The organism is Planococcus versutus, from assembly GCF_001186155.3.
In the GTDB taxonomy this organism is placed as follows: domain Bacteria; phylum Bacillota; class Bacilli; order Bacillales_A; family Planococcaceae; genus Planococcus; species Planococcus versutus.
Window position 1 is genome coordinate 493,102 of record NZ_CP016540.2, and the last position, 20,719, is coordinate 513,820.

The following is a 20,719-nucleotide window of genomic DNA, read 5'->3' on the forward strand; positions in this document are numbered from 1 at the left end:
TTTCGACGTGAAACTTCCTCATAAAGGCTCGACCTTGTCACGAATTCATCTAAAATGTACACCATTTGTAAATCAGATGAAGACAAAAGGAGATTGAAAAAATTTGGTAAAATTTTCAGAGTTAAATATTAGCGAAACAACTTTAAAGTCCGTAAAACGTATGGGGTTTGAAGAAGCAACACCAATTCAAGAAGGTACAATCCGTCTTGGAATGGAAGGCAAAGACATTATTGGACAAGCACAAACAGGTACAGGTAAAACAACTGCATTTGGTATTCCTTTGATTGAAAAAATCGACACTAAAGACGGTAATGTTCAAGGGTTAGTTATCGCACCAACACGCGAATTGGCAATCCAAGTTTCAGAAGAACTTTACAGATTGGGTCAAGATAAAAACGTACGCATTCTTTCAGTATACGGCGGCCAAGAAATTAGCCGACAAATCCGTGCACTTAAAAACCGTCCGCAAGTTATCGTTGGTACTCCAGGACGTCTATTAGACCATATCAACCGCCGTACACTTAAATTGGATAATGTGAATACGTTAATCCTTGATGAAGCAGACGAAATGTTGAACATGGGCTTTATCGAAGACATTCAAACAATTATGGCAAGTGTTCCTGATACGCGTCAAACATTGTTGTTCTCAGCAACTATGCCGGATGCAATCCGTCGCATTGCAGAGAAATTCATGAAAACTCCTGAAGTTGTTAAAATCAAATCAAAAGAAATGACTGTTGAAAATATTGAGCAATTCTACGTGAAATCTGTAGAGCGCGAGAAATTCGATTTCCTTTCACGTCTTTTGAATGTTCAACAACCAGAACTTGCAATTGTTTTCGGCCGTACAAAACGCCGTGTTGACGAATTAGCAAAAGCTTTGAATATCCGCGGCTATCTTGCTGAAGGAATTCATGGTGACTTGAGCCAAGCAAAACGTATGTCTGTTTTGAAACAATTTAAAGCTGGCAAAATCGATATCTTGGTAGCAACAGATGTAGCGGCTCGCGGACTTGACATCTCTGGTGTATCACACGTATACAACTTTGATATTCCGCAAGATCCTGAAAGCTATGTTCACCGTATCGGCCGTACAGGTCGTGCAGGTAAAAAAGGTGTCGCAGTCACGTTTGTTACACCACGTGAAATGGGCTACTTGAGCATCGTTGAACGCACTACAAAGAAAAAAATGGAAGCATTAGTTCCTCCAACTGCGAATGAAGCTGTACTTGGCCAAAAACGCGTTGCAATGGAACAATTGTTTGAAATGACAGAGAAAAACAATCTTGGCGATTATCGCGAATTCGCGACGCAAATGCTTGAAAAGCACGATGCGGTTGATTTGATTGCAGCAGCTCTTAAAACAATGACTAAAGAACCGGAAGATGTTCCAGTCTCTATTTCCGAAGAACGTCCTTTGCCATCACGCGGAGGCGGCGGTTATAAAGGCAAGAGCGGAAGCGGACGCAGTGGCGGAGGCGGCGGCTATAAAGGCAATCGTTCTTCAAGCTCAGCTCGTCCATCTTCAAGCCGTGGAGCAAGCTCAGGCGCAAGCCGTCGTCGTGAAGGCGGAAGCGGAACGGGTGGCGGACGTCCGGGACGTACGACTCGTCGTAGCGAATCTTAATACCGATTAATTTAAAAGGACGTATGCACAAACAGGAAACTGTTTTGCATACGTCCTTTTTTGCTGTCTAACTATCAGTTACAATAGAGTGAAACGTTCACAGCAATAAATCGTATAAAGAGGATTAGGTAGATGATTGGAGAGAAGCAAATGGATAACCAACCGCAAAAGCAAATTTCGCGAAAAGGGCTAACCGTCTGGCGTGTATATGGCAGTATGGAAACAGCAGTTGTGGTGTTGCTGATGATTGGCGCAGGTGTTTTAACATATTTTTTGGACTGGCCGCAATGGCTATACGCAGTTTACGGAGGCATTATCATTTTATTTGGTGTTTTGTTTATTTTTTGGTTTCCTAAAATACGCTGGCAGCGTTGGCGCTATGAAGTAAGAGACCAGGAAATCGAGTTGCAGCACGGTTTGTTTATTGTGACTCGGACATTGGTGCCAATGGTACGTGTTCAGCATGTTGATACAGAACAAGGACCTATTTTGCGTAAATACGATCTAGCAGAAATTTCAATTTCAACAGCTGCCACAACGCATACAATTCCAGCGTTGGTTACAGCAGAAGCTGATGAGTTGAGAGCAAGAATTTCTGTACTGGCAAGGGTGGCGGAAGATGATGTATGAGGAGCGTTACAAACTTCATCCCATTTCAGCTTTTTTAAACTTTATAAAAGGGTTAAAGGAATTGATTTTTCCTTTTATCATCATTTTTGGTGTTAATATATTCAGAGATGGTGGCATTCGGTCGATGTTTAATCAAGGCTGGCAAGGGTTTATTCCGTTGATGGTTGGTGGAGGAATTTTGATCTTTTTGTTAGTTACTGGAATTATTAAGTGGAAACGTTTTGTTTATTGGTTTGAAGATGGTGAATTGCGTATTGAGTACGGCTTGTTTGTGAAGAAAAAAAGGTATATTCCCTTTGAACGAATTCAAAGCCTTAACTACACAGAAGGTATTTTTCACCGGCCGCTTGGATTAGTCAAAGTCAAAGTGGAAACGGCCGGATCTGGAAAAATAGGTCAAGCAGAAGCTGAACTGACAGCTATCTCCCGTGAAGATGCAGATCGTATTGAAAATGAAATGGAAAAAGCAAAGCATCAACTTCCGGTAAAAGGAGCCCTGGTAATGGGTCCTGCAGAATATGTGGAACTTACTAAAAAAACAACAAAATCACTGTATCATATGTCTATAAAAGAATTGTTGATTCTTGCAACAACTTCTGGTGGAATTGGTGTGGTCATTTCAGCTGTGTTGATTTTTCTTTCTCAGTTTTCTGAGTTTATCCCATACGATGCAGTTTATGAAGAAGTTGTCTCGTTTTTACGTTTTGGACTATTAATAGTTGTTTTAACTATCTTTTTTGTGTTATTGATTGCCTGGATTATTTCAGTTGTTATGACCGTCTTCGCAAATTATCAATTTACTATTCAGTATGATGAAGATCATATCTATATAAGTAGAGGATTACTGGAGAAAAAGAAAGTTTCTATTCCATTAAAGCGTGTTCAAGGAATCAAAATCAGTCAAAATCCGGTGCGTCAGCTTTTCGGATATGCTACTGTTGTGGTTGAAAGTGCAGGCGGAACGGTTGGTGATAAAGACGAAAAAATTCGGTTGTTTCCTTTAGTGAAAAACAAACGAATGCTTCCGATGTTAACCGAGTTATTCCCAGAGTTTGTCTGGTCGCCAAAATTAGTAAAAGCACCAAAGCGCAGTGTACATTTCTTTTACCGCTTGAGTTTGGTGTGGTGGTCTCCTGTATTTGCTGCTGTCGGTTATTTCTTTTATCCCTACGGCTTGCTGGTATTGCTTATTATTCCGCTTGTTATCGGTATCGGGGTCTGGCAACATCGAACAGTTGGGTATGCGTTAGATGAAAAGCAATTAACGATGCAGTTTAGAGGATTAGGCAAGCATTGCTATTTCATGTTGAAAAAAAGAGTGCAAGTTGTTCAAATAACGCAGAGTTACTTTCAACGTCGCAAAGGCATTGCTTCTACCCATGCCACAATCAAGTCTGGCATGATGGGAGCGACAGCAACAACTCCTCATATGGAAAAAGAAGACGCCACTCGAATTTTGACTTGGTATGAACCGTCTGGAACAAAAAGACTATAAAGATGGCAACAGGCTTTTTCACACAAAAAAAGGCAGCTGGAGTAAAAATCCAGCTGTCTTTATTTTTTAGCTCGCCAACTCACAATTCGTTTTGGGTGGAAATAACTAAGTCCAATTAAGAACCCGGTAATCATTCCGGCGATATGTGCTGTAACATTAACATTCGGTGTTAGGAAAGTCATGACTATGCTAATAACGATAATTGGGAGTATAATTTGTTTGAGTTGAGGCAAAGCGCGCCCTCCATAATACACCAATGCACCAAATGCGCCAAAGACTCCAAAAATTGCACCACTGGCCCCGACGTGTGAATATTCGAGCGGTTGTAAAAAGTACGTAGCTGCTGAAGCGAAAAGTCCAGCTAATAAATAAATGGTGATGAACCTAACTTTTCCTGTTAAGCGTTCTAACTCAGGTCCGAATAAGAACAACGAAAACATATTAAACAGTAAATGCATCAATCCACCGTGTAGAAACATAGGTGTAAAAAAGCGCCACCAGTCTCCTTCTGCGATATAAAAGTTAGAACCGACACCATAAAAGAACAGCATGTCACCAATTCCTGGAAGCCAGGTTAGTACATGCACGAACAAGTTGAGCGCGATTAAAGTAGAAACTACTGGGTACATACGCAGATATTGCTTAAAGCTTTCTCTTCGAATAAACATTTTGTCACCTCTATTTCATACGTTCAATTATAACCGTTACTTGTTTGTGATTGAAAGGAGAAACATTTATGATTACAGGAATCGGGCTCGATATTGTCGAATTGTCACGAATTCGCCGATTAGATGAAAAATCGTCAAAATTTCGTATGCGTATATTGACACAGCGCGAGCAATCCGAATATAGCAAACTAACTAAATTGAGAAAAGTAGAATTTTTAGCAGGTCGTTTTACGGCAAAAGAAGCTTTCTCTAAAGCCCTGGGGACAGGAATTGGCGGTGCCTGTTCTTTTCAAGATATCGAAATTAGAAAAGATAGCAAAGGCAAGCCTTCTATTTTTTTAAAGCAAGTAGAAACGGGGCTAGTATCTATTACGCATTCGAAAGATTTTGCTGCGGCACAAGTTCTTATACAAACAACTTAATTGGGTGGTGTCAAAATGACAGAATTTTATCGGCCGACAAAAGCGGTCATTAGTTTAGACGCGATCAAAAAAAACTTAACAGCTTTTCAAGAAAAGAGCGGCCGATCTAGCGTAATTGCCGTAGTAAAAGCAGATGCTTATGGACACGGTATGTTAGCTGTTTCAAAAACCCTTATTGAAAATGGAGTTCAGCTACTTGCGGTAGCGACTCCGGATGAAGCATTGTATTTGCGCAATCAAGAAATTAGAGCAGAAATACTCGTACTTGGTGCAACGCCTGCAAGTTTTATTGCTGTAGCGCAAAGACGCAATATAATTGTTACTGCTATTTCTCTTGAGTGGTTATCAATGGCAGAAAAACAATTAGTAGAAGAGCTAGATTCATTAAAAATTCATTTGAAAATAGATACTGGAATGAGACGTATCGGTGTTCAAACTGATGAAGTAGAAGAGGCACTTGATTTTATTGCGGATCATGATTTTTCTTTTAAAGGAATTTTTACTCATTTTGCGACTGCAGATGAGCAAGATTCATCGTTATTTGATCAGCAAGTAAAAGCACTGAATAGCGTGCTTGATAAATTGGATGATTCTTCTGTAATGGTTCATGTATCGAATAGCGCAGCTGCTATTATGCATCCTGAACTAGCTTGTGATGCAGTGCGTGTCGGTATTTCCTTATACGGGATTGCACCATCTCCTTATGTAGAACAAGCGATGGACTTTAAATTGCATCCAGCGCTTAGTTTAGAAACAGAAATCATCCATGTCAAAAAAGTGAAAGCTGGAGAAACCTTAAGTTATGGTGCCACCTATCGCGTTGAACAAGACCAATGGGTTGCTACTTTACCAATTGGTTATGCAGATGGAATGTTGCGCGGACTTCAAGGGCAAGAAGTGTTAGTCGCAGGACAACGTGTTCCTATTATAGGACGCATTTGCATGGATCAATGCATGATTCGACTTTCCAAAAAATTACCGGTTGGAGAAAAAGTACAATTGATTGGTAAGCAGGGAAAACGGGAAATTTTTATCGATGAATGGGCACGTAAGCTAGAGACCATTCCTTATGAAATTCCGTGTATTTTAACAAAACGAGTTCCTCGTGTTTATTCGGGAGCCGTAGAGAATTCTGATTTGTCTTTTCACAAGCCTGATATAATGGTAAGATGATTATGACGAAGACAGAAGAACGGGATTTTCGGAGGTGTCGGCTGTGTACGGGAAGTCAAAGACTAAAGAAGTGGTTGTGAAAATGCCAAAGCAATTTATTTCGGAGTTGACAACTCATTCAAATGAGCATGTCCAAGAAAGTGGAGATTATATTTATGTTTCCACGAGCCGAGTGACTAAAAATCTGTATGACTCATATCATATTCGAGAAGCGATGATCAAAGGCTACGTGGAGATGTCTCAAATCAATCTATCGATTGCTTGTGAATGCTCTCACGCTGAGTACGAAGCGGAGCACATGACCGTCCGACTCGTAAGCGGAGGTTGAAAACTTGATTGTAAAACGCGGAGATGTTTTTTTTGCGGAATTGTCACCAGTCGTCGGGTCTGAGCAAGGCGGGACCCGTCCGGTTTTGGTGATTCAAAATGATATAGGAAATCGTTTTAGTCCCACGGTTATTATTGCTGCCATAACGGCACAAATTCAAAAAGCTAAATTGCCTACTCATGTTGAAATCAATGCCAAAAAATATGGCTTTGAGCGTGATTCAGTTATTTTGCTAGAACAATTACGAACCATAGACAAGTCTCGACTAACGGATAAAATTACACAACTTGATGACACATTGATGGAGAAAGTAGACGAAGCTTTAGAAATCAGCGTTGGTCTTGTGAAATTTTAAGCATACATACTCTTTTTAAAGGTGCCTTGAGAATTTTTCTCCAGGTACTTTTTTTAGAATTTCTTGATTCAATAAAAAAGATGTAAAAAAAGCTAGTTTCCGATACAATAAAGAGTAGTAGACAAAAAATGAAGTACATAGTGTAGGAGGTTTTTGAGCAAAATGAATAAGCAGATGGCTCAATATATACAAGGTAACTTAACAGAAATTATTTCTGAATGGCAAGAAAAGATGAAAAACGAAAAAGATGAACGTTCTTTTCAAACTATGTCTGAAGAGTTAATGAATCGAACGAGCGAAGAATTTGCGGAGTTGATGATTTCGAACTTACGAGAAAGTCATCAAGCGTATGAAACTCGGATAAATGACTTTGCTGAAAAAGTGGTTCGTCTTGGCTGGACAATTACATTTGTAATAAAGGCAATCAATCATTTTTCTGAAATTGTCTATGATAATATGACAAAAGAAAAAATAATTAATAACAGCAATTTAGCAGGTTATGTACGAGAATATAGCAATTGGATTACACCCATTCGTGAAAGCACTATTCAAGCGTATTCAAAAACTTGGGAACGCACAGTAAGCCTTCAAAAAATTGCATTGCAAGAGCTTTCAGCTTCGTTGATCCCGGTATTTGAAAAGATATCCGTCATGCCTTTAGTAGGAACAATTGACACAGAACGTGCAAAACAAATTATGGAGAATTTATTAGAAGGTGTGGTAAAACACCGTGCTGAAGTGGTTTTACTCGATATTACCGGAGTTCCTGTAGTGGACACGATGGTAGCTCATCATATTATTCAAGCTGCAGATGCTGTTCGTTTAGTAGGAGCAAAATGCATGCTTGTTGGAATTCGTCCTGAAATTGCACAGACAATTGTAACGCTTGGCATCAACTTGAACGACTTTACAACAACAAGCACTTTACAACGCGGGGTAGAACAAGCATTAGCTTGGACGAATCGAAAAATTGTGGAGGTTGAAGACGAATGAATTTTAGAATTCCGATTTTAAAGTTAAGAGACACATTGATTGTTTCGATTCAATGGGAACTTGATGATCAAACAGCTCTTCAATTTCAGGAAGATTTACTGGCAAAGTTGCATGAAACAAGCGCACGAGGTGTAGTAATTGATCTGACGTCAATTGATTTTATTGACTCATTTATTGCGAAAGTTTTAGGAGATGTCATCAGTATGTCAAGTCTGATGGGAGCTAGAGTAGTTATTACGGGTATCCAGCCAGCAGTTGCTATCACTTTGATCGAGTTGGGAATTCGACTTGAAGATGTTATGACAGCGCTAGATTTAGAAAATGGTCTGGATAAACTTCAATTGGAATTGGAGGCTTAACAATGAGCGACGAGTCCTCGGTGGAAATTTTAACAGAATGGGATATTGTTGCTGCACGACAACTCGGACGCAATGTGGCGAAAGAGCTTGGCTTTGGCACAGTAGACCAGGCACGTATTACAACGGCCATCAGCGAGCTTGCTCGCAATATTTATTTATATGCAGGAAAAGGACGAATTGAAATTCAGCAATTAACTCAAAATGGTCTTAAAGGCATTTTGATTATTGCAGCAGATGACGGTCCGGGAATCCCGGATATCCGTCAAGTGATGGAAGATGGGTTTACAACTTCTGGTGGACTCGGAGCAGGACTTCCAGGTGTCAAAAGATTAATGGACGATTTTAAGATTGATACAATTATAGGTGAAGGCACAGATATACGAGCTACAAAGTGGCTTCGTTAGGGGGGACACCCAATGGCTCAGAAAATTGAGAACCAATATAAAGAAATTCTAAATGAGTACATGAAAAAGCAGACCGAACAAAACTTGTATGTGGGTCAAAATTTTAGCCGACAGCTTATTTTAGAAAATATTGCACCTGAAGAAGTGATCAGCATGCATAAAGTGGCAATTCAAGAACTTTACAATGAATTGCCAGATGTTGTATGGCACTCTTTCGATTTTTTAATCGAAATGATGATTAACTACGGTTTAGCACTTCAAGAGCGCCAAAGTCTCTTAAAGCAACAGGAAGAATTAAAAGTGGAAATGGAGTTAGCGGCAAACGTTCAAGAAACTTTGCTGAAAACGAAATTACCAGTGTTAGAAGGTCTGGATATTGGCCTTCTTTCGATTCCTGCCAAAAAAATGAACGGAGATTATATTTACTTTGTTAGTGAACATGATGGCTCTGCTGGTATAGCGGTAGCAGATGTTATTGGCAAAGGTCTGCCAGCTGCTCTTTGCATGTCCATGATTAAATTTGGCATGGATAGTTTAAGCAGTTCGCAAGCGCTTCCGAAAGATGTGCTCAGTGTAATCAATCGAATTGTAGAAAAAACAATTGATGACTCTATGTTTGTTTCTATGTTTTACGGTAATTATAACGCAAAGCGTGCACGCTTAACTTATGGATCAGCAGGACATGAACCTGCTATTTTATATCGTGCAAAAGATCAAGAGTTTACCGAGTTATACGCTAAGGGCTTATTGCTTGGCGTTTCTCCGGCTGCAGTTTATGAAGAACATACGGTAGATCTTGATACAGGTGATTTAGTTATGATGATGACAGACGGAGTTACTGAAGGGCGAAACGAAGACGGTTTTATTGAACGTGAAGTTATTTTTGAGTTAATCGAACGAAAAAAAGAACAGCCTGCGCAAGTTATTGTGCAGTATGTGTACGATGAACTTGAACGAATGCAAAATGCACAGTTTCAAGACGATTTTACATTAGTGATTTATAAAAAAACGTAATGATAGGTTTACTAGCGCTCTCGTAGTGGTATTGATGCTTAGAATAGCTTTTCAAATGATAAACGAATTATAAAAAAACGGGGTGTCAAATTACAATGAATATTCATGTTGATTTAACAGAATCGAACAATATTCTTGATGGGTTTATAAGTGGAGAAATTGATGCGCATACTGCACCAGTCCTACGAGAAAAATTAGAACATTACCAGAATCATGAAAACTTAAAAGCAGAGTTGGATCTTTCCGACGTTAACTATATGGATAGTACAGGACTAGGCGTTTTTGTCGCTTTTTATAAAGCTGTTAATTCAAATGGCGGACACGTGAAATTAAAAGGACTCTCAGCTCGTTTAAAACGACTTTTTGATATTACTGGTTTAGGCGATATCATGGATATCGAATCAGCCGAAAAGGAGGGGAACTAATATGCGCCCTTTCGATTATGTAGAAATGCGTGTTCCTGCCAAATCACAATATGTCGGTGTTGCAAGACTTACAATTTCAGGTTTAGCTAGTCGAATTGGTTTTTCGTTTGATGCCATTGAAGATTTGAAAATTGCTTCGAGTGAAGCGGTAACAAATGCAGTTCAACATGCTTATGCAGAAGATGAACAAGGCGAAGTAGTTATTGGCTGTGCATTATACGAAGATAAAATTGAAATCATGGTAGCAGACCATGGCAAAAGTTTTAATTTTGAAGAAACTAAAGCTAAAGTCGGTCCGTATCACGACCAAGAAGAGGGTGCTTTTCTCCGTGAAGGAGGCCTCGGCTTGTATTTGATCGAAACACTAATGGATGAAGTTAAAGTTCATCATCAAGAAGGAGTAACGATCTTCATGACAAAGCATGTTGAGGGAGAGCAGGTGGAGAAGGATGTCGAAACAGTCTCATCCTAATCAGCCTACTAAAGAGCAGGTGCTCGATTGGATTGAAGCTTACCAAAAGACAGAAGATCAAGAAGCACAAACAAATTTGGTGCTAAATTACAAACGCCTTGTTGAGTCCATTGCGCGAAAGTATTCTAATGGTAAATCATATCACGAAGATATTGCGCAAGTGGGCATGCTAGGTCTCTTAGGAGCTATCAGACGTTACGACCCGTCATTTGGACGTAGCTTTGAAGCTTTTGCTGTTCCTACAATTATCGGAGAGATAAAACGTTTTTTACGCGATAAGACTTGGGCAATCCATGTTCCCCGTCGCATAAAAGAGTTAGGGCCTCGTATCAAAGCGACAGTTGAAGTGTTGACGAGAGAACTTCAACGTTCTCCACAAGTGTGGGAGATTGCCGAATACCTTGATGTTGAAGAAGACGATATATTGGAAGCTATGGAAATGGGTAAAAGCTATCAAGCACTTTCAATGGATCATTCTTTAGAGGCCGATTCAGATGGTGGTGCAATTACCTTGTTTGATGTTGTGGGTCAAGAAGATGATGGATACGAGAAAGCGGATCAACGGATGCTTGTAGCTGAAGCAATGAGTGTGCTTTCCGAACGTGAAAAGCAAATCATCCAATTCACTTACATCGAGCAGTTGAGCCAAAAAGAAGCTGGCGATAAGCTCGGTATTTCTCAAATGCACGTATCTCGCTTGCAAAGAAAAGCCATTAAAAAACTTCAAGAAGCCATTTTAGCTGCTGGCGGCGTTTCCTAGTGGAAAAAATCCAGCATGCTTTTATTAATGCCTTAATTTTTAACGAAGCCAAAAAAGGGAATTACGAATCTGGTGATAGCTACCATACTGTATTAACAGATGATTATTTCATTTGCTCCGTTGCTGATGGACTGGGAAGTGGGCCTGTGGCGCGTGAATCGTCGCAAGTCATCCCTCAAATACTAAGAGAGTTTCATCATGAAACAATTGATCAATTGATGTATCGTTTTAATGCGGGAATGCCTCAAAAACGTGGCGCTGCCGTAGCTATATTTAAAGTGGACTTTAATAAGAAGACACTAGAATATAGCTGTGTTGGGAATATTCGGTTTTACTTGTATCGCAAGGAAATAGATGAAATCATTTATCCGTTACCAGTAATGGGATACTTATCAGGGCGTCCACAGAAGCTGCGCACTCAGCTGTATACATATGTGGAAAATGATTTGTTTTTAATTCATTCTGATGGAGTGGAATTGAGAAATCCGAAGACCATGATGCGAAAAACAGCAGTTCCTGAACAATTATACCGCGCTATTTTGGAAGCTATCCAAACAGGTGACGATGCTACATTTATAACAGGAAGCCTTCTCAAATGAGTTGGCTTCTTTTTTATGATCCAGAACAACTTGGGCTGTGTTTTTCTGGATGTGTTAAAATGAGAGGGAATTGAAAGGGAGTGTCTAGATGGAAATGCAGCAAATTCATACATTGATCGCAAAAGAGACAGATGTGCGAAACAACCAAGTCGCACAAGTTATTGCCTTAATTGAAGACGGGAACACGGTACCTTTTATTGCGCGTTATCGAAAAGAAGCAACAGGTTCTTTGGATGAAGTTCAGATTAAAGCAATTGATGATCGATATACATACATTCAAAATTTAGAGCAACGTAAAATAGAAGTCATCCGGTCTATTACTGAGCAAGAAAAATTGACAGAAGAACTGGAAAAAGCCATTGTGAGTGCGACTGTTTTGCAACGTGTGGAAGATTTATACCGCCCTTATAAACAAAAACGACGCACAAAGGCAACAATTGCAAAGGAAAAAGGATTGCAATCACTGGCTGAGTGGATCATGAAACCGAACGATGAAAAATTGATAGACAAAGCAGAAGCGTTCGTTAGTGAAGAAACAGGAGTCGCAACAGCAGAAGAAGCAATTCAAGGAGCGCAAGATATTGTAGCAGAGGAGTTTGCAGACGATCCAGACATTCGTGAGAAAATTCGCTACATGACACGAAAAAGCGGAACCATCGCAACAGTAGCTAAAAAAAATCACGAAGATGAGAAACAAGTTTTCCAAATGTATTATGAATACGAAGAAGCAATCCAAAAAATTGTGCCCCACCGAATTTTAGCGATTAATCGTGGTGAAAAAGAAGATGTATTGAAAGTTTCAATTCATCCACCGGTCGATCGCATCGTCGCGTTGATGAAAAATAATTGGATAAAGCAAATCCATTCAACAGCGGACTTGCTAACTACAGCAATTGAAGATAGTTACAAGCGGCTCATTCAGCCATCTGTAGAACGAGAAATTCGTGCAGAGCTAAGTGAAAAAGGGGAAGCACAAGCAATTCATATCTTCTCGGAAAACTTACGTAATCTTTTGCTCCAGCCACCGATGAAAAACAAAATGGTGTTAGGTGTAGACCCTGCTTACCGGACGGGTTGCAAACTGGCGGTTATTGATGAAACCGGCAAGTTGTTAGAAGTAGCGGTTATTTATCCGCATCCACCAAAATCAGATCAAGTTGGATCAAAGAAAATAATGGAGAGGCTAACCGCGAAATACCCAATTGAAATCATGGCGATTGGAAACGGGACGGCTTCTCGTGAAACCGAACAATTTGTGGCAGACTTTTTATCAGAAACTGCAGCTGATATTTCGTATGTTATTGTTAACGAGGCAGGGGCTAGTGTATACTCGGCTTCAGATATCGCACGAGCAGAGTTTCCAGATTTAAAAGTTGAAGAGCGCAGTGCAGCTTCTATCGCTCGTCGTCTGCAAGATCCATTGTCAGAGCTTGTGAAAATCGATCCCAAAGCTGTTGGCGTAGGTCAATACCAACACGACGTGTCTCAAAAGAAATTAGCAGACCAATTGACGTTTGTTGTAGAAACTGCTGTTAACCAAGTAGGTGTTAACGTCAACTCTGCTTCTTCTTCTTTATTGCACTATGTGGCAGGACTAAGTAAAACAGTCGCAGACAATGTGATTAAAGTAAGAGATGAAAACGGTCGCTTTACTTCACGTGCGCAATTAAAAAAAATTCCGCGTCTTGGAGCGAAGACATACGAACAGGCAATTGGATTTTTACGTATCCCAGAAGGGAAAAACCCATTAGATGCAACAGGTATTCACCCTGAGAGTTATGATGTTGCAGAAAAATTATTGAAATTAGTAGGAGAAGATAAAAAATCTGTCGGGAAAACAGGGATTTCCGAAAAACTCGAAGCACTTGAGCTTGCAGAGTTAAGTGAGCAATGGGGAGTCGGAGAAATTACGTTGAAAGATATTTTAGAAGCGTTGAAAAAACCATTCCGTGATCCACGCGATGAATTCCCACAGCCATTATTAAAAAATGATATATTGAAAATGGAAGATTTACTTCCAGGTATGGAAGTGCAAGGAACTGTTCGCAATGTGGTAGACTTTGGCGCATTTATTGATGTCGGTGTAAAACAAGATGGTTTAGTGCATATCTCGAAATTGAAAAAAGGGTTTGTTAAACATCCATTAGAAGTAGTAGCGGTTGGAGATATTGTTACTGCCTGGGTAGAGAAAGTAGAGAAAGACAAAGGACGCATTGCTTTGACAATGCTGCCACCAAAAGAGCAAACTCTTTAACAGCACAGGAGAGTTATCATGACCAATGAAGAACTAACAGAACTGGTAAAAGAAATTTCGCGAACAAGTTTTGGTAAACCGTTTCAGCATAAAGGAGTTTTTAATTCGAGATTACGAACAACGGGAGGCAGATATCTATTACGCTCTCACAACATTGAAATTAATCCAAAGTCTTACGAGAAGTTTGGGTATGCAGAACTCGAAGGTATTATTAAGCACGAGCTATGCCATTACCATCTTCATATAGAAGGAAAAGGTTACAAACATCATGATCAAGATTTCAAAGCGTTGCTAAAAGAAACAGAGTCGCCACGTTTTTGTTCTCTGATAGCTGACAACACAAAGCAAAAGTCTAAGAAGGTATATGTGTACCAATGCGTCGCTTGTAAAACGAATTATAAACGCAAGATTCGAATGAATACAGAGCGGTATAGATGTGGGCATTGCTCCGGAAAGCTAGCAGCACAATAATATTTCTTAGGAAAAAAGAGTCCGTCTATTTACAGACGGACTCTTTTTTTAACTCATGTTGTAGAATAAAAGAACAAAAATAAATATAAATGAAAAAGGTATTGACGATTCTTTCAGAGCTCTCTATAATAGAAAAGGTCGACAAGTTATTTGTCTGTCATTCCGAAGTAGCTCAGTGGTAGAGCACCGCACTGTTAATGCGATGGTCGTAGGTTCGAGTCCTACCTTCGGAGCCATTTCATGGCCCCTTGGTCAAGCGGTTAAGACACCGCCCTTTCACGGCGGTAACACGGGTTCGAATCCCGTAGGGGTCACCATCTTTTAAAAAACAATTAATCTGAAAAGTTATAGTTCGATAATAACTGTGTTACACTACTACAGAAGTTAATAACTATAAGAGAACTAAATGTCGTGAAAAATGTTCTTTAAAAGATAAATGATTTCATATTATTGTCGCGGGGTGGAGCAGTTCGGTAGCTCGTTGGGCTCATAACCCAAAGGTCGCAGGTTCAAATCCTGCCCCGCAACCAAATGGTCCCGTGGTGTAGCGGTTAACATGCCTGCCTGTCACGCAGGAGATCGCCGGTTCGATCCCGGTCGGGACCGCCATTTATTGGGGTATAGCCAAGCGGTAAGGCAACGGGTTTTGATCCCGTCATGCCCTGGTTCGAATCCAGGTACCCCAGCCAATGTTATATAACCGAAACGACGATGAATTAGCAATTCTACTTTCTCATTGACATTGAAATGCGAATGAAGTATAATAGAATTTGTCCCTAAAAATAATTCAATTGCGGTCGTGGCGGAATGGCAGACGCGCTAGGTTGAGGGCCTAGTGGGAGAAATCCCGTGGAAGTTCGACTCTTCTCGGCCGCACCATACATCTCTCGAATGCGCCCGTAGCTCAATTGGATAGAGTACTTGACTACGAATCAAGCGGTTAGAGGTTCGAGTCCTCTCGGGCGCACCATATTTTCTTCTTTATAATAATGCGGGTGTAGTTTAGTGGTAAAACCTCAGCCTTCCAAGCTGATGATGGGGGTTCGATTCCCCCACCCGCTCCAATTTTTTAAACTGAACCTTGAAAACTGAACAGCAAAACGTCAACGAAAGACGTCACGAGCACCTCGGTGCGAGAACGGCTTTTGCGCAGGTTGCCTTTGGCAATCAAAGCAAAGTTGTTTTTCATCTCGGTGGGCGTGACGAAAATTTACTGATCAGCATTTTGTAGATCAAGCCATCTTCGGATGGTGCCAGCAACAACTAGAGCAGTCAAATGTTCTCTATAATGGAGAGTTTGATCCTGGCTCAGGACGAACGCTGGCGGCGTGCCTAATACATGCAAGTCGAGCGGAACCATTGGAGCTTGCTCCTTTGGTTTAGCGGCGGACGGGTGAGTAACACGTGGGCAACCTGCCCTGCAGATCGGGATAACTCCGGGAAACCGGTGCTAATACCGAATAGTTTGCGGCCTCTCCTGAGGCTGCACGGAAAGACGGTCTCGGCTGTCACTGCAGGATGGGCCCGCGGCGCATTAGCTAGTTGGTGGGGTAATGGCCTACCAAGGCAACGATGCGTAGCCGACCTGAGAGGGTGATCGGCCACACTGGGACTGAGACACGGCCCAGACTCCTACGGGAGGCAGCAGTAGGGAATCTTCCGCAATGGACGAAAGTCTGACGGAGCAACGCCGCGTGAGTGACGAAGGTTTTCGGATCGTAAAACTCTGTTGTGAGGGAAGAACAAGTGCCAAGTAACTACTGGCACCTTGACGGTACCTCACCAGAAAGCCACGGCTAACTACGTGCCAGCAGCCGCGGTAATACGTAGGTGGCAAGCGTTGTCCGGAATTATTGGGCGTAAAGCGCGCGCAGGCGGTTCTTTAAGTCTGATGTGAAAGCCCACGGCTCAACCGTGGAGGGTCATTGGAAACTGGAGAACTTGAGTACAGAAGAGGAAAGTGGAATTCCATGTGTAGCGGTGAAATGCGTAGAGATGTGGAGGAACACCAGTGGCGAAGGCGACTTTCTGGTCTGTAACTGACGCTGAGGCGCGAAAGCGTGGGGAGCAAACAGGATTAGATACCCTGGTAGTCCACGCCGTAAACGATGAGTGCTAAGTGTTAGGGGGTTTCCGCCCCTTAGTGCTGCAGCTAACGCATTAAGCACTCCGCCTGGGGAGTACGGCCGCAAGGCTGAAACTCAAAGGAATTGACGGGGGCCCGCACAAGCGGTGGAGCATGTGGTTTAATTCGAAGCAACGCGAAGAACCTTACCAGGTCTTGACATCCCACTGCCCGGTGTAGAGATACACTTTTCCCTTCGGGGACAGTGGTGACAGGTGGTGCATGGTTGTCGTCAGCTCGTGTCGTGAGATGTTGGGTTAAGTCCCGCAACGAGCGCAACCCTTGATCTTAGTTGCCAGCATTCAGTTGGGCACTCTAAGGTGACTGCCGGTGACAAACCGGAGGAAGGTGGGGATGACGTCAAATCATCATGCCCCTTATGACCTGGGCTACACACGTGCTACAATGGACGGTACAAAGGGTTGCCAACCCGCGAGGGGGAGCTAATCCCAGAAAACCGTTCTCAGTTCGGATTGTAGGCTGCAACTCGCCTGCATGAAGCCGGAATCGCTAGTAATCGTGGATCAGCATGCCACGGTGAATACGTTCCCGGGCCTTGTACACACCGCCCGTCACACCACGAGAGTTTGTAACACCCGAAGTCGGTGAGGTAACCCTTGTGGAGCCAGCCGCCGAAGGTGGGACGGATGATTGGGGTGAAGTCGTAACAAGGTAGCCGTATCGGAAGGTGCGGCTGGATCACCTCCTTTCTAAGGATAAATTCGGAACCGGGCGCCTTAGGCGCTCCGGGGTTGACGTTTTGCGTTCAGTTTTGAAGGTTCATCTTCAGGCGGCAACGCCTTTTTTTGTGACTTTCAGACTTGTTCTTTGAAAACTGGATAAAACGACATTGAAACAAATGAAACATGGATTCAAAGTACGCGTGGCACATGTTGCCACAACTTTTTAATTAACCAGTGGTTAAGTTAGAAAGGGCGCACGGTGGATGCCTTGGCACTAGGAGCCGAAGAAGGACGGCACTAACACCGATATGCTTCGGGGAGCTGTAAGTGAGCGATGATCCGGAGATTTCCGAATGGGGGAACCCCCTGTCTTTAATGGGACAGGATCCATGTGTGAATCTATAGCACATGAGAAGGCAGACCCAGGGAACTGAAACATCTAAGTACCTGGAGGAAGAGAAAGCAAATGCGATTCCCTGAGTAGCGGCGAGCGAAACGGGATCAGCCCAAACCAAGAGGCTTGCCTCTTGGGGTTGTAGGACACTCTATACGGAGTTACAAAAGGAAGGATTAGGCAAAGCGACCTGGAACGGTCCGCCACAGCGGGTAACAGCCCCGTAGCCGAAAACCCTTCCCCTCCAGAGTGGATCCTGAGTACGGCGGAACACGTGAAATTCCGTCGGAATCTGGGAGGACCATCTCCCAAGGCTAAATACTTCCTAGTGACCGATAGTGAACCAGTACCGTGAGGGAAAGGTGAAAAGCACCCCGGAAGGGGAGTGAAATAGATCCTGAAACCGTGTGCCTACAAGTAGTCAAAGCCCGTTAATGGGTGATGGCGTGCCTTTTGTAGAATGAACCGGCGAGTTACGATTACATGCAAGGTTAAGCTGAGAAGGCGGAGCCGCAGCGAAAGCGAGTCTGAATAGGGCGATAGAGTATGTAGTTGTAGACCCGAAACCAGGTGATCTACCCATGTCCAGGGTGAAGGTAAGGTAACACTTACTGGAGGCCCGAACCCACGCACGTTGAAAAGTGCGGGGATGAGGTGTGGGTAGCGGAGAAATTCCAATCGAACCTGGAGATAGCTGGTTCTCTCCGAAATAGCTTTAGGGCTAGCCTCAAGATAGAGAATCCTGGAGGTAGAGCACTGTTTGGACTAGGGGCCCATCCCGGGTTACCGAATTCAGACAAACTCCGAATGCCAGTGATTTATGCTTGGGAGTCAGACTGCGAGTGATAAGATCCGTAGTCAAGAGGGAAACAGCCCAGACCACCAGCTAAGGTCCCCAAATATCCGTTAAGTGGAAAAGGATGTGGCGTTGCTTAGACAACCAGGATGTTGGCTTAGAAGCAGCCATCATTTAAAGAGTGCGTAATAGCTCACTGGTCGAGTGACACTGCGCCGAAAATGTACCGGGGCTAAACGGATTACCGAAGCTGTGGATGGATCTCTTCGGAGATCCGTGGTAGGAGAGCGTTCTAAGGGCGTTGAAGTCAGACCGGAAGGACTGGTGGAGCGCTTAGAAGTGAGAATGCCGGTATGAGTAACGAAAGACGGGTGAGAATCCCGTCCACCGAATGCCTAAGGTTTCCTGAGGAAGGCTCGTCCGCTCAGGGTTAGTCGGGACCTAAGTCGAGGCCGATAGGCGTAGACGATGGACAACAGGTTGATATTCCTGTACCACCTCCCCGCCGTTTGAGCAATGGGGGACGCAGAAGGATAAGGAGAGCGTGCCGTTGGTTGTGCACGTCCAAGCAGTGAGGCGTGGAATGAGGCAAATCCCATTCCTGATACGTTGAGCTGTGATGGCAAGAGGTTTACCTCAGAGTCCCTGATTTCACACTGCCAAGAAAAGCCTCTAGCGAGGCGGGAGGTGCCCGTACCGCAAACCGACACAGGTAGGCGAGAAGAGAATTCTAAGGTGAGCGAGTGAACTCTCGTTAAGGAACTCGGCAAAATGACCCCGTAACTTCGGGAGAAGGGGTGCTCTGGTAGGGTGAATAGCCCGAGAGAGCCGCAGTGAATAGGCCCAGGCGACTGTTTAGCAAAAACACAGGTCTCTGCAAAACCGTAAGGTGACGTATAGGGGCTGACGCCTGCCCGGTGCTGGAAGGTTAAGAGGAGTGCTTAGCGCAAGCGAAGGTGCGAATTGAAGCCCCAGTAAACGGCGGCCGTAACTATAACGGTCCTAAGGTAGCGAAATTCCTTGTCGGGTAAGTTCCGACCCGCACGAAAGGCGTAACGATCTGGGCACTGTCTCAACGAGAGACTCGGTGAAATTATAGTACCTGTGAAGATGCAGGTTACCCGCGACAGGACGGAAAGACCCCGTGGAGCTTTACTGTAGCCTGATATTGAATTTTGGTGCAACTTGTACAGAATAGGTAGGAGCCTTAGATTCCGGAGCGCCAGCTTCGACGGAGGCGTCAGTGGGATACTACCCTGGTTGTATTGAAATTCTAACCCACAAGCCTGATCGGCTTGGGAGACAGTGTCAGGCGGGCAGTTTGACTGGGGCGGTCGCCTCCTAAAGAGTAACGGAGGCGCCCAAAGGTTCCCTCAGAATGGTTGGAAATCATTCGCAGAGTGTAAAGGCAGAAGGGAGCTTGACTGCGAGACGTACATGTCGAGCAGGGTCGAAAGACGGGCTTAGTGATCCGGTGGTTCCGCATGGAAGGGCCATCGCTCAACGGATAAAAGCTACCCCGGGGATAACAGGCTTATCTCCCCAAGAGTCCACATCGACGGGGAGGTTTGGCACCTCGATGTCGGCTCATCGCATCCTGGGGCTGTAGTCGGTCCCAAGGGTTGGGCTGTTCGCCCATTAAAGCGGTACGCGAGCTGGGTTCAGAACGTCGTGAGACAGTTCGGTCCCTATCCGTCGCGGGCGCAGGAAATTTGAGAGGAGCTGTCCTTAGTACGAGAGGACCGGGATGGACACACCGCTGGTGTACCAGTTGTTCTGCCAAGGGCATCGCTGGGTAGCTATGTGTGGCCGGGATAAGTGCTGAAAGCATCTAAGCACGAAGCCCCCCTCAAGATGAGATTTCCCATTGCGCAAGCAAGTAAGATCCCTCAAAGACGATGAGGTAGATAGGTTCGAGGTGGAAGCGTGGCGACACGTGCAGCTGACGAATACTAATCGATCGAGGACTTAACCAACAAACTGTACGCGAATCATGCACGATTTGTTTCACCTGTCGTTTATCCAGTTTTGAGTGAACAAGCACTCAATTAAAATAGTCCAGTGATGATGGCAAAGAGGCCACACCCGTTCCCATCTCGAACACGGCAGTTAAGCTCTTTTGCGCTGATGGTAGTTGGGGGTTTCCCCCTGTGAGAGTAAGACGTCGCTGGTCTTTTTTTTTTGGTCCCGTGGTGTAGCGGTTAACATGCCTGCCTGTCACGCAGGAGATCGCCGGTTCGATCCCGGTCGGGACCGTAATTTTGATGATGAA

The 20,719-nt window shown here is 43.4% G+C and carries 18 protein-coding genes, 9 tRNA genes and 3 rRNA genes; 29 read left to right on the forward strand and 1 reads right to left on the reverse strand.

All coding sequences use genetic code 11. From position 1 onward, the window contains the following. Positions 1-103 precede the first annotated feature (103 nt). The 3 genes from cshA to I858_RS02600 all read left to right on the forward strand — a co-directional run bounded on the left by cshA (position 104) and on the right by I858_RS02600 (position 3,752). Positions 104-1,627 (forward strand): degradosome RNA helicase CshA, encoded by a 1,524-nt coding sequence (gene cshA, locus I858_RS02590; RefSeq protein WP_157886466.1) that lies wholly within the window; start codon positions 104-106, stop codon positions 1,625-1,627. Between the two features lie 150 nt (positions 1,628-1,777). Next, entirely contained in the window at positions 1,778-2,257 is a 480-nt protein-coding gene (locus tag I858_RS02595) for a PH domain-containing protein (RefSeq protein ID WP_049695060.1), read from the forward strand. Further along, a complete protein-coding gene (locus I858_RS02600) occupies positions 2,250-3,752 on the forward strand; it encodes a PH domain-containing protein (RefSeq protein ID WP_049695061.1) in 1,503 nt (500 codons plus the stop codon). Before I858_RS02595 ends, I858_RS02600 begins: the two co-directional genes overlap by 8 nt. 59 nt (positions 3,753-3,811) lie before the next feature. Here the strand turns inward: I858_RS02600 and I858_RS02605 are convergent, their stop codons facing one another. Beyond that, complete coding sequence (locus tag I858_RS02605) at positions 3,812-4,420, reverse strand: rhomboid family intramembrane serine protease (protein WP_049695042.1); 609 nt, start codon at positions 4,418-4,420, stop codon at positions 3,812-3,814. A gap of 68 nt (positions 4,421-4,488) precedes the next feature. Here I858_RS02605 and acpS point away from each other — a divergent pair, with 68 nt between their 5' ends. From acpS to I858_RS02735, 26 genes are all read left to right on the forward strand, one after another. Beyond that, on the forward strand, positions 4,489-4,842 hold the full coding sequence (acpS, locus tag I858_RS02610; protein ID WP_049695043.1) for a holo-ACP synthase: 354 nt from the start codon (positions 4,489-4,491) through the stop codon (positions 4,840-4,842). Between the two features lie 15 nt (positions 4,843-4,857). Beyond that, the gene (alr, locus tag I858_RS02615) at positions 4,858-6,015 is read left to right on the forward strand and encodes an alanine racemase (protein ID WP_049695044.1); all 1,158 of its coding nucleotides are present in this window, start codon (positions 4,858-4,860) and stop codon (positions 6,013-6,015) included. Positions 6,016-6,058: 43 nt separating this feature from the next. Continuing rightward, positions 6,059-6,343, forward strand: a complete 285-nt coding sequence (locus tag I858_RS02620) for a hypothetical protein (protein WP_049695045.1) — start codon at positions 6,059-6,061, stop codon at positions 6,341-6,343. Between the two features lie 4 nt (positions 6,344-6,347). Then, positions 6,348-6,698 carry a type II toxin-antitoxin system PemK/MazF family toxin gene (locus I858_RS02625; RefSeq protein ID WP_008432415.1) on the forward strand — a complete coding sequence of 117 codons (351 nt, stop codon included), beginning with the start codon at positions 6,348-6,350 and terminating at the stop codon, positions 6,696-6,698. Between the two features lie 162 nt (positions 6,699-6,860). Further along, positions 6,861-7,691 carry an RsbT co-antagonist protein RsbRA gene (locus tag I858_RS02630; RefSeq protein WP_049695046.1) on the forward strand — a complete coding sequence of 277 codons (831 nt, stop codon included), beginning with the start codon at positions 6,861-6,863 and terminating at the stop codon, positions 7,689-7,691. Beyond that, positions 7,688-8,050, forward strand: a complete 363-nt coding sequence (locus tag I858_RS02635; protein WP_006830185.1) for an STAS domain-containing protein — start codon at positions 7,688-7,690, stop codon at positions 8,048-8,050. Before I858_RS02630 ends, I858_RS02635 begins: the two co-directional genes overlap by 4 nt. Positions 8,051-8,052: 2 nt before the next feature. Continuing rightward, on the forward strand, positions 8,053-8,454 hold the full coding sequence (locus I858_RS02640) for an anti-sigma regulatory factor (protein WP_049695047.1): 402 nt from the start codon (positions 8,053-8,055) through the stop codon (positions 8,452-8,454). A 12-nt stretch (positions 8,455-8,466) separates the two neighbouring features. Further along, positions 8,467-9,468 (forward strand): PP2C family protein-serine/threonine phosphatase, encoded by a 1,002-nt coding sequence (locus I858_RS02645; RefSeq protein WP_049695048.1) that lies wholly within the window; start codon positions 8,467-8,469, stop codon positions 9,466-9,468. A gap of 95 nt (positions 9,469-9,563) precedes the next feature. Next, the gene (locus I858_RS02650; protein WP_049695049.1) at positions 9,564-9,893 is read left to right on the forward strand and encodes an anti-sigma factor antagonist; all 330 of its coding nucleotides are present in this window, start codon (positions 9,564-9,566) and stop codon (positions 9,891-9,893) included. A gap of 1 nt (position 9,894) precedes the next feature. Further along, positions 9,895-10,365 (forward strand): anti-sigma B factor RsbW, encoded by a 471-nt coding sequence (gene rsbW, locus I858_RS02655; protein WP_049695050.1) that lies wholly within the window; start codon positions 9,895-9,897, stop codon positions 10,363-10,365. Further along, the gene (gene sigB / locus I858_RS02660) at positions 10,343-11,125 is read left to right on the forward strand and encodes an RNA polymerase sigma factor SigB (protein ID WP_049695051.1); all 783 of its coding nucleotides are present in this window, start codon (positions 10,343-10,345) and stop codon (positions 11,123-11,125) included. The genes rsbW and sigB overlap by 23 nt, the downstream gene beginning before the upstream one ends. Beyond that, positions 11,125-11,724: a PP2C family serine/threonine-protein phosphatase gene (locus I858_RS02665; protein ID WP_049695052.1), complete on the forward strand. Its 600-nt coding sequence runs from the start codon at positions 11,125-11,127 to the stop codon at positions 11,722-11,724. The genes sigB and I858_RS02665 overlap by 1 nt, the downstream gene beginning before the upstream one ends. An 88-nt stretch (positions 11,725-11,812) precedes the next feature. Next, positions 11,813-13,978 (forward strand): Tex family protein, encoded by a 2,166-nt coding sequence (locus I858_RS02670; protein WP_049695053.1) that lies wholly within the window; start codon positions 11,813-11,815, stop codon positions 13,976-13,978. An 18-nt stretch (positions 13,979-13,996) separates the two neighbouring features. Beyond that, positions 13,997-14,449, forward strand: coding sequence for a SprT family protein (locus tag I858_RS02675; RefSeq protein ID WP_049695054.1), 453 nt, complete (start codon positions 13,997-13,999; stop codon positions 14,447-14,449). A 161-nt stretch (positions 14,450-14,610) separates the two neighbouring features. After that, positions 14,611-14,685 (forward strand) — tRNA-Asn (locus I858_RS02680). Between the two features lie 6 nt (positions 14,686-14,691). Further along, positions 14,692-14,766 (forward strand) — tRNA-Glu (locus tag I858_RS02685). A 137-nt stretch (positions 14,767-14,903) separates the two neighbouring features. Next, a tRNA-Met gene (locus I858_RS02690) sits at positions 14,904-14,979 on the forward strand. 3 nt (positions 14,980-14,982) lie between these two features. Beyond that, positions 14,983-15,058: transfer RNA gene (locus I858_RS02695), tRNA-Asp, on the forward strand. A gap of 5 nt (positions 15,059-15,063) precedes the next feature. After that, a tRNA-Gln gene (locus I858_RS02700) sits at positions 15,064-15,138 on the forward strand. 104 nt (positions 15,139-15,242) lie between these two features. Next, positions 15,243-15,328, forward strand: a tRNA-Leu gene (locus I858_RS02705). A gap of 14 nt (positions 15,329-15,342) precedes the next feature. After that, positions 15,343-15,419 (forward strand) — tRNA-Arg (locus I858_RS02710). Between the two features lie 21 nt (positions 15,420-15,440). Further along, positions 15,441-15,513, forward strand: a tRNA-Gly gene (locus tag I858_RS02715). 221 nt (positions 15,514-15,734) lie between these two features. Then, positions 15,735-17,284 (forward strand): 16S ribosomal RNA (locus I858_RS02720). A 209-nt stretch (positions 17,285-17,493) separates the two neighbouring features. Next, positions 17,494-20,423: ribosomal RNA gene (locus I858_RS02725) — 23S ribosomal RNA — on the forward strand. An 81-nt stretch (positions 20,424-20,504) separates the two neighbouring features. Beyond that, positions 20,505-20,620: ribosomal RNA gene (gene rrf / locus I858_RS02730) — 5S ribosomal RNA — on the forward strand. The 16S, 23S and 5S rRNA genes sit together here with 9 tRNA genes alongside, the layout of an rRNA operon. 10 nt (positions 20,621-20,630) lie before the next feature. Continuing rightward, positions 20,631-20,703, forward strand: a tRNA-Asp gene (locus I858_RS02735). The last annotated feature ends 16 nt before the right edge of the window (positions 20,704-20,719 follow it).